Annotated in this window: 5 protein-coding genes and 1 pseudogene; 2 read left to right on the top strand and 4 right to left on the bottom strand. The window is 67.5% G+C overall.

What is annotated here, in order from left to right:
- Positions 1 to 335: 335 nt before the first annotated feature.
- Entirely contained in the window at positions 336 to 800 is a 465-nt protein-coding gene (locus ACIRA5_RS53505; protein ID WP_403705956.1) for a hypothetical protein, read from the bottom strand.
- A gap of 258 nt (positions 801 to 1,058) precedes the next feature.
- On the opposite strand from ACIRA5_RS53505, the pseudogene ACIRA5_RS53500 reads away from it, so the two are divergent.
- Positions 1,059 to 1,136, top strand: a pseudogene (locus ACIRA5_RS53500) (transposase); the annotation flags it as partial.
- 112 nt (positions 1,137 to 1,248) lie between these two features.
- Here ACIRA5_RS53500 and ACIRA5_RS53495 read toward each other — a convergent pair.
- The gene (locus ACIRA5_RS53495; protein ID WP_403705953.1) at positions 1,249 to 2,226 is read right to left on the bottom strand and encodes a hypothetical protein; all 978 of its coding nucleotides are present in this window, start codon (positions 2,224 to 2,226) and stop codon (positions 1,249 to 1,251) included.
- Complete coding sequence (locus tag ACIRA5_RS53490; protein ID WP_403705950.1) at positions 2,223 to 2,609, bottom strand: hypothetical protein; 387 nt, start codon at positions 2,607 to 2,609, stop codon at positions 2,223 to 2,225. The genes ACIRA5_RS53495 and ACIRA5_RS53490 overlap by 4 nt, the downstream gene beginning before the upstream one ends.
- Before the next feature lie 804 nt (positions 2,610 to 3,413).
- Between ACIRA5_RS53490 and ACIRA5_RS53485 the strand changes: the two genes are divergently transcribed.
- Positions 3,414 to 5,993, top strand: coding sequence for a SpoIIE family protein phosphatase (locus ACIRA5_RS53485; protein WP_403705947.1), 2,580 nt, complete (start codon positions 3,414 to 3,416; stop codon positions 5,991 to 5,993).
- Positions 5,994 to 6,118: 125 nt separating this feature from the next.
- Here the strand turns inward: ACIRA5_RS53485 and ACIRA5_RS53480 are convergent, their stop codons facing one another.
- Positions 6,119 to 7,015 carry an RNA polymerase sigma-70 factor gene (locus ACIRA5_RS53480; RefSeq protein ID WP_403705959.1) on the bottom strand — a complete coding sequence of 299 codons (897 nt, stop codon included), beginning with the start codon at positions 7,013 to 7,015 and terminating at the stop codon, positions 6,119 to 6,121.
- Positions 7,016 to 7,196: the final 181 nt, after the last annotated feature.

The following is a 7,196-nucleotide window of genomic DNA, read 5'->3' as shown; positions in this document are numbered from 1 at the left end:
CGGCGACAAGCTCACAGCCATACCCAGAACCCCTGGGTCCGCCGATCTTACGAATGACCGGCATGGAACCACGCTTGGAAGGTAGGACAAGCTGACAGTCTGTCTGATATCTCTGGTCGTATTGCCTGTCAAATAGCGGGCACTGCCATCGGACTATCCGCTCTTTCTGCGGAAGCAGCGTTGTCGGCCTCTACATCGGTACAGCGGTTAACGCTAAACGGGTGATCATCGTCCGGCCGGAGTGAAGTCAGTCCATTCCTCCGCAGAAATACGAGAGCCCCCGTCCTCCTGGGTCGCGGAGGCGGGGGCGCTGCGGTGTGCGAGGTCTGGCAGCGTCAGGTCTGGCACTGCGAGGTGGCCGCGCTGGACCAGTTCGACCAGGCGCCTCCCGCCGGCCTCACGTGGACGCGGATCGTGACTTTGACCGTGTCACAGACGCGGGACTTGGAGGCGATCTCGATCGGGCCGACCGTGGAACGCCGCTGCACGATGGTCCGGCCGCTGCCCATTTTCGTCCAGTCGTCGCTGCCCGCCTGGAGGTATGCCTCGTACTCGACCCATGAGGCGTGGGAGCGGGAGTTGGTGACGAGGGCGTGGGCGGTGATGTCGTGCCAGAAGACTCCCCCGTTCTTCCAGCGTTCGGCGGAAATACAGCCTCGGGCGCCGATGTTCTGCGTCGAGACCCCGCCGCCGCAGGCGACGGCAGCGGCGTGGGCCTGGGCGGGGAAGGCGAGCGCAGTCACGACGGCTGCCGCGGCGAGGGCTCCCGCACGTTTCATGGTCCAGACTGTTTTCGTCATGGAAGGACCGTATCCGCTCGTTCAGTCGCCCGCCCCGGTATCCGGCACAGTCACGGTCTGGTCCTGGACATCTCCGACCAGGGTGGACGCTGTGCAAGGCTCGTGGTGCCGCCGGAGGCGGCTCCACCGCGCGAGGTTGAAGCTCAGCGGTGATGTCGTGCGGGATCGGTTTTCAGCGCTTCTTGGCCCAGGCCGGGTGAGGGCCGGCTCGCAAACGCCGGCGGCCGCGGGGTACGCAAGTGCCGCTACTCGACAGACGTGACGGACGCCGAGTGGGCCGTGGTCCGGCCCCTGCTGCCGGTACCGGGATGGTTGGCAGGGCGGGGCGGGCAGCCGGAGGCGTACTGCCACCGGATGATGCTGGACGACAGTCGCCGGGGCGTCCAGCGATGAGCCGCGGGTGCAGTGAGCCACTGATTCCGTCGGCGAATGCGTCGGCTTGTCCAAGTCAAATCCGTACCTCCCGGCTGACGAAGGCGGCGGCAGGGCCCACCGTTCCCGGGCCGAACCGTCCGTTCAACGCATCAACGACCGGCTCCACCCGCAGCCGTGCTTCCCGGAGCCGGTCCAGCGTCAGCTGTGTGTGAGCCTGCACGCCGTCGACCGCCTCGATGATCAGCGTGATCCGCCGCATCCGGGCGCGTTGCAGTCCGAAGGAATCGAAGATGCCGTGCGCCGCCTGCCGGAGATCAACGGTGTGGGCAGAGGAGGACGGCAGCGACCGAGTCCGTGACAGATCACGCTTGTCGACCATCCCGACGACAACAGTGATCGTCTTCGCAGACTGGCCGCGCGAGCGCAGTAGCGCGCCGAGATCGACGACCAGACGCAGCAGCGCGGTCCGAGCGTACGGACCGTCGAGAACGTCCCTCGGGAAGTCGGCTCGTAGCCTCAGCGACGCCGCGGCCTGGCCCGGGCGGATCGCCCGGTAGTCAATCCCTCGGGCCCGCTCCTGCAGAGCGCGCCCGTCCCGTCCGGGGATTTGCAGGACCGTGGCCGCAGGCAGCCCGGCCAACTGCCCAATGGTCTCCACGCCCAGATGCCGCAGCTGTTCGGCCTGGACGCGCCGGATCCCATACAACTCACCGACCGGCAGCGGCCCGAGGAACTGCTCGGTCTCCTCAGGTTCCACCACCCGCACACCACCACGGTTGGGACGGGCGGATGCCATCGCGGCGACCGTCCACGACTGCCCCGTACCGACGAACGCATGCAGTCCGAACCACGCCGCTGCCTGAAGGCGTACCCGCAGAGCCAGATCGAACGCTCCGACACCAAACAGTCGCAGAGAACCCCCTACTTGAGCTACCGCGGCAGCCGGGGCCAACGGCTGCACAACTGGGGTGAACCGTTCGATCACCGTCATGAGATCCGCAAGACCATCGCGCTGACGTAGCCGCACATGGAAGAAGACCGGGTCGATCACGGGCAGCCTCCCTTGCTACCGACCGGATCGAGCGTGCACAACCCGATGCACAAGCCCGCGTTCACCGTCCAGGGGCTGGCGAGTTCCCCATCGAGCCGATGCAGGAATCCGTGAACCTGTCGGATTCGGTTGGGGGCGGCCCCCGCCCCACTGCGCACCCCGTACAGGGCGAGCGCGCGCAACTGAATGAGTTCGGTGATGCCGCGGGCGTCCCGGTGCCAGAACCGCAAGCTGCCGGTGAGGTCCAGCACGGCGCTGTCCGGCTCCAGCATCTGCACGCACGGCGTGAAGTCTTCCAGGAGGCGGCACAGCAGCTCCAGGAGTTCGGGGTCGTGGCCGGGCGGTAGGTCGAACCGGAGGTGGAGGACGGTCTGTTGACCCATGGTGGTCACCCTGCGCTTCCCTGATTCACCAGACGCCTCAGACTGTCTCGCCTCCGCGTCGGGGGCAGAACTTTGATGCCGCACTTGCCGATGCAGAGAAATCGGACGCAGATGCTTCGCGGCATGCCTCCCACCTCCAGTTGCAGGGGTAGTCCGCCCGCCCTGCGAACAATGTATCGAACATAATTCGAACACTGCGAGTCTTATCGGGCGCGGTGTCGGGGGTGCGGCCCTGCCGTGACTGAGTGCCTGGGTTTCACGAAGTGCAGCCAGACGGAGCGGCAGGCGTATGTGCTGGTCGCATGGCTGGGGAAGCCCGATCAGGCAGGGTCCGTGGAAGCTCGGGCCGAGCGAGGCGGAGCAGCGGCGGAAGGGCTGAGGCGGGCGACCGTCGTCTGGCCCCAGGAAGGCAGTGATGCCCCAGCTGTTCCAGAACCTCACGCCGCTCGCCGCGCTCGTCGTCATCGCAGCGATCCACGATCAGCCTCGCAGCCGCCACCGACCACGCGGGCTTGCCCGCGTGGTCGGTGGTCGTGGCTTGCCCGGGTCGGCCAGCGGGAGTCGTGCTGATCCATGTGGCGAACGGGTCGCGCCGGCCGTCGTCGTACTGGCGGCGGGGGATCGCGTGGTGCGCGGTCACCGCGGTGAGCTCTGCGCTCGTCCGCGACACCTGGCCTGTCACAGATCCAGGCGTTATCTCGTCAATGGACGAGAGGCTGCAAAACGGGTCATATGAACTCTTCCCGCGCATCGACCTCGAGCCTATTCCGCCATCTCTCCAGTGCATGAGGAGACCAGGTCGTCATGACCAACACTGCCGACATCACACTCAGTGACCAGCTGAACACGAATGCGCCATCCGAGTCGCCGATCGCGATGCTCGATGAAGAGGGGACGGTGATCGCCTGGACCCAGGCCGCGCAGCGGGTCGTCGGATACTCCGCCGGGGACATGGTCGGCCGTTCCGCCGAGGCTGTACTGCCATTCCTCGAGGAAGCTCCGACGATCTCCGCATTCGTCGAGCAGGACCGTGGCCGGAACGACTGCTCCGGCACGAAGGCGTTGCGCCACCGAAGTGGGCGGATATTCGACACCGGCGTGCGCGTCTCGGCGCTGCGAGGGCAGGACGGATCGCGCCGGTGGCTTCTGTCCATGAGGGCCGCCCCGGGGCCCGGGACAGTGGCGGACGGCGAGGAGCAGGGGGCGCATCTCGCTCGCGTACCGGTCGGCATCGTCGTTCGTGACCTGCAGCTGCGGTGCACCTGGACGAACGTCACGATGGAGAGCCTCGACGGCACTTCCCCGGAGCGGCGCTTCGGGCGTCGGCTCACCGATGCGCGGTCCGATGCCAAGACCGAAGCGCTGGAAGCGGCGATGCGGCAGGTACTGGCCAGCGGCACCACCAAGGTCCACGAGTACCAAGCCTGGCCGACGACGGGTCCGAGTCGGGGACACACGATGCGAGCCTCGTGCTTCCGCCTGCAGGACGCCGACGGGCAGGCGATGGGCGTGTGCACCATCAGCGTCGATGTCACCGAGAGCCGGAGGGCACGGGATCGCCTCGCCGTCCTCAGCCAGGCCGGCACCCGTCTCGGTAGGAGCCTGGACGTGATGCAAACCGGCCAGGACCTGGCGGACCTCGCCGTGCCCCTGTTCGCCGACATCGTCGCCGTGGACCTGGAGCAGTCGGTTGCCCTCGGCGAGGGGCCGCCGGTCCGCTTCGGCGTGACCGGAGAGCGTCTTCCCTCCCTCCGACGTGCCGGTCTGTCCTCGATCCGCCAGGGCGAGACAGAATGTCCGTGGTTGCGCGGTGAGCCGATCCGCTTGTCGCCCGCCTCTCCCCTCACCGACATCGTCGGCACGGGAAGGTCCCACCTGGAACCGATCGTGGACATTGCACCCGGCACGTGGATCGACCAGGATCCGGCACTGGCCCGAAAGATCCGCAGCACCGGCACCCACTCGCTGATGATCGTCCCCATCCGCGCCCGGCGCACCCTGCTGGGCACGGTGGTGTTCGCCCGCACCCAGGACCCGGCGCCCTTCCAGGAGGTCGATCTGCTCCTGGCCGAGGAACTCGTCGGCCGCGCCGCGCAGTCGTTGGACAACGCCCGTCAGTACGCACGTGAGCAGACCACAGCCCTCGCCCTCCAGCGAAACCTGCTCCCGCACAGTCTGAGGGGCGGCGTGGCGGTCGAGGCGGCATCGCGCTACCTGCCCGCCGACATCGACCTCGGTGTCGGGGGCGACTGGTTCGATGTGATCCCGCTGTCCGGCGCCCGGGTGGCCCTCGTCGTCGGTGACGTGGTCGGGCACGGCCTCAACGCCGCTGCGACGATGGGCAGGCTCCGCACCGCCGTCCACACACTCGCCGATATGGAACTGCCCCCTGACGAACTGCTGACCCGTCTCGATGACACGGTCCAGCGGCTGGCGGAGGTCGACGGCGAGGCCCCGGAGGAGGCCCCCACGGCGGTGGGTGCCACGTGTCTGTACGCGGTCTACGACCCGGGCACCCGGAAGTGCACGATGGCCGGGGCCGGGCATCCGCCGCCCGCGATCGTCGACCCGCAGGGCCGAGTGACCTTCCCCGCCCTTCCGACCGGCACGCCACTGGGCATCGGGGCCGGAGTGCCGTTCGAGGCGGTGGAAATGGAGCTGGCCGAGGGAAGTCTCCTCGCCCTGTACACCGACGGCCTGGTCGAGACCCGCGACCACGACATCGACGAGGGAATGCGCCGACTGGGCACCGCTCTCTCACAACCGGGGCGGTCCCTGGAAGATCTGTGCACCAGCGCGATGGATAACTCCCCGAATCAGGCGCCGTGCGACGACGCCACCCTGCTCCTCGTCCGCACGCGCTCGCTCAGCCCGGATCACGTCGCGTCCTGGACTCTCGCGAAGGACCGCACAACTGTCCCCCTCGCTCGGCATCTTGCCGCCTCTCAGCTGTCCGAATGGGGCTTGGAAAGCCTCCAGGACTCCACGCAGCTGATCGTCAGCGAACTGGTCACCAACGCCGTCCGCCACAGCTCGGGGCCCGTCTGCCTGCGTCTGATCCGGCACCAGGCCCTGAGCTGCGAAGTATCCGATTCCGAAGCATGCTTTCCACGTCCGCGCAGCCCTCGCGCCACCGACGAGAACGGCCGCGGCCTCATCCTGGTGTCCCAGCTGTCCCGTCGCTGGGGATCCCGGTCGATGCCGGGCGGCAAGACCGTCTGGGCCGAAGTGGACCTGGCCACCGCGTCCTCACCCGGACAGGCCGCCGTCGGGCAGCCCGTACAGGAGAAACCGGACCACCCCTCCTCGTCGCCGCCCTCCAACAGCCACGGATCCACGCCTCCGTCCTCGGCCGGCCCGTCCGCTTGGCTTGCCGCCGTGTGACCTGCCCGCGGAGGCGACGTCTTGTTGTGCTGGCAGACGATGCCGAAGGCGCGGGCAGCCCAGAACATCCTGACCTGTGCCAGCCCGCTTCGGGGCACCCTGGTGCAGAGTCGGCGAAGGCTGCCTCAGTTGCTCAGCGAAGCCAGGTAAGGAGCTAGTTTGGCCGGATTCGCGACCCACATGAGGCGTTCGATGCCGCGTGCCGATACATCGGCGTTCAGCAAGAGCGTCGGCCATCCGTCAGAAGAGACAAGGACGGCCGGCCTGCCGTTGGCCTCGACCCAGCGAACGTCTGCCTGAGGCCAGAAACGTGGGCCCCAGGCGGCAAGGAACTTGGAAACGTGCAGACGCCCGACGACCGGAATCTTGGATATCCCGCGTGCCCCTCCGCCGTCGGAGTAGCTGACCACGTCCTCAGTGAGAACCTCCTCGAGCACGGACAGACTGCCTGTCTGTGCCGCGGCGAGGAACACCTCCAGCAGCCGCCGATGGTCGTCAGAGCTGACCGGCTCCCGGCGTTCCGCTGACAGATGCTTCCGGGCGCGGCTCACCAGCTGACGCGTATTGGCTTCGCTCGTCTCCAGGATGTCCGCGATCCGCTTGTACGGGTAGTCGAAGGCTTCCCTGAGAACGTAGGCAGCCCGCTCCACGGGGTTCAGCTTCTCCAGGAGGAAGAGAACCGCCAGGTCGAGTGCCTCAGCCCGTTCCGCACCCACCTGCGGATCCACGCTTGTGTCGACCGGCTCGGGAAGCCAGGGCCCGACGTACGACTCACGCCGCATCCTGGCGGACTGGGCCAGACTGATCGCCAGACGGGAGGTGACCGTCGCGAGGAACGCTGCCGGCACGTCTATGTCGGCGTGGTTGCTGTTCTGCCACCGCAGCCATGCCTCCTGGACGATGTCCTCGGCTTCCACGGCACTACCGAGCACGCGGTACGCGATGCCGAAGAGCTGGGGACGCGCTGCCATGAACTCCCTCGTTGCCTGATCAAGGGAGCCCGTGTCATCCCCGGCGCGCATAAATGTCCTCCACTTCTTGATCACCATGCTATAAGCCGTCACACCAAGACGCGCGCGGGGTGGCCCGACTCTGCTTCCAAAAGGCCCTAGTAGGACTCCGTTAGGTTGCTCTGGCTCTGAGGTTCTGGCTGGTGGGGGATGTTCTGGGCAGGGGGCGGTGGCAGGTGGTGCAGGTGCCGGT

This window comes from Streptomyces sp. NPDC096311 (assembly GCF_044763085.1).
Lineage (GTDB): Bacteria > Actinomycetota > Actinomycetes > Streptomycetales > Streptomycetaceae > Streptomyces.
This window is presented reverse-complemented; position numbering and strand designations above follow the sequence as displayed.